The organism is Peribacillus sp. P4_B1, assembly GCF_056402395.1.
Genome location: NZ_JBFUHM010000129.1, coordinates 1 through 2,005, shown reverse-complemented (window position 1 = coordinate 2,005; position 2,005 = coordinate 1). Strand labels below are relative to the sequence as shown.

Here is a 2,005-nt window from a genome sequence, read left to right as displayed (position 1 = left end):
CGAAAAATAAAAGCAATGTAAAATATTTGGTACAATCCCCCTCACCTAATTATTCTTCGATCAAGGAATAGACTACAAAAAGGATCTAGTACATATGACTATACTAGTAATTGGATTAACCTTCCACTTTTCTTATAGAACTAAACTGCCCCCGTTAGTGCCATAAGAAAAAGGCATAAATCCTTCCTGCTGAATCAATGCCTTCACTTTTTGAAATTAACTTTACTATTATTTTTTTTAGTTAACATATAGCTTTGTTTTATCATTTCGTAAATGGCTTCCTTTGGAACAGTACCGTCAAGAATTATCGAATTCCAATGGTCCTTATTAAGATGAAATGCTGGAACTACCGAATGGTAAATCTGACGCCAATAATCTAAAAAATCGGGATCACATTTCACATTAATCCAAATATGGCCATCTTTTTCAAATATCCACGCAAACACTTTCTTGTTATCTATATGTCGCATTAACGTCCAATTCTTATCACGAAATGGATAATCTTCATATGTATTACCCATTCCCAAACAGTAACCGATAGCTCCCTCTCTATTTTTCATTGTTAACCTCTTTTCTAACATAATAACTTGGTAGTTTTTTAATAAAGCTGCATCCTTAATTATAACCCCTGGACGCTTTATTTCACTAACTGCCCCGTTAGTTCCTTAAGGAAAAAGCGCCTTAAAAACAGCTCCGATCTTAAGCTATCGCATCTGTCAGTTAATTAAGCGATAAATATAACTAATAGCCCATATTATAATTAAGACCCAAATCAATAATATTATTGAGCCGACTATCCAATTCTTCGGCTTACCGTTTTTCATCATTTCCTCTGCCTTAACTTCACAGTCGGTTAATACACTCTTTGGAATCATCTTTAATGCAATCATTATCCCTATTGGAACGAGAATTACATCGTCTAAGTAGCCAAGAATGGGTATAAAATCTGGGATTAGATCAATCGGACTGAATGCATAAGCAACAACACAAGCTGTAAATACCTTTGCATACCAAGGCATCCGTTCATCTTTACAAGCAAAGTAAAGGATAAAAATCTGTCGTTTTACATTTCTCGCCCAAGTCTTCATTTTGTTAAACATTTTATCTCCTATAATAATAATGATTTTATTTTCATTATAACAAAATGAAATTTACTAAAGATTGTTTTGCACTAATCTTCCCCGATATAGACAGCTCTGACCTTCATCTAAAGCACATGAGGTTAGAGCATATTCTCGGCAATATTTTTCAGTGCCTTTGCACGAGAAACGATAAATGCTCTCATATACTTCTCCAAAAACAATTTATCTGCTAAAACCCCAATTGGACCGAACGGTGATTTATATTGAAATTTATCTATCATTATAGTTCCACCTGGTACTTCTATAAACTGATGTGTATGAACAAAAGAATGGAAGGCTCCCTTCACCATAATATCTACAAACTTATATGGTTTTTCCATTAATGTCACTTGGGCTTTCAGCCTTTGTTTAATACCAAAGTGAATGGCTTCAAAAGTAACAGTATCTCCCTCCTCTAATAACCCTTCTGTCACACCATCAACAGCAATTTCCTTTGTTTTCGACGTCGTTTTAGTATGAATATCCACGCTCCTCGCAAGGTCAAAACATAATTCAACTGGTGTGTTAATATATTGTTGATACTCAATAACAGGCATTTCTTAGTCTCCTTTTAGAAGCACTTTCTAGCACCAGCATTATAGTTCGTTAATGCCAATATTACCTAGCCCTTATTCAACTAGTCGAGTAGAAAGGAGCCTTCCTACCTTACGGTAAATTGTACTCCTCCCCCTCACAGAACCGTGCTTGCGCTATTAACGCACACGGCTCCTCCTAGTCATCGTTTACAGAATGTAGCTAATCTCTTTGCTTAGTTCATAGATATTCACTTTGATTCTTGGTGAAGGCAGTGGATATTTACGGAGAAAGAGATTAAATTTATCCCATGTAAAGGACTTTCTTTGGCTTCTTCTGTTTAGCCATTT

General features: G+C 35.4%; 3 protein-coding genes. All 3 read right to left on the bottom strand.

Annotated elements, in window-relative coordinates; translation table 11 throughout:
• Nucleotides 1-203 precede the first annotated feature (203 nt).
• The 3 genes from AC1DVK_RS26745 to AC1DVK_RS26735 all read right to left on the bottom strand — a co-directional run bounded on the left by AC1DVK_RS26745 (nucleotide 204) and on the right by AC1DVK_RS26735 (nucleotide 1,678).
• A complete protein-coding gene (locus AC1DVK_RS26745) occupies nucleotides 204-560 on the bottom strand; it encodes an MmcQ/YjbR family DNA-binding protein (protein WP_477627810.1) in 357 nt (118 codons plus the stop codon).
• Nucleotides 561-716: 156 nt separating this feature from the next.
• Nucleotides 717-1,100, bottom strand: a complete 384-nt coding sequence (locus AC1DVK_RS26740; RefSeq protein ID WP_477627809.1) for a YkvA family protein — start codon at nucleotides 1,098-1,100, stop codon at nucleotides 717-719.
• A 122-nt stretch (nucleotides 1,101-1,222) separates the two neighbouring features.
• Nucleotides 1,223-1,678 carry an SRPBCC family protein gene (locus tag AC1DVK_RS26735; protein ID WP_477627808.1) on the bottom strand — a complete coding sequence of 152 codons (456 nt, stop codon included), beginning with the start codon at nucleotides 1,676-1,678 and terminating at the stop codon, nucleotides 1,223-1,225.
• Nucleotides 1,679-2,005: the final 327 nt, after the last annotated feature.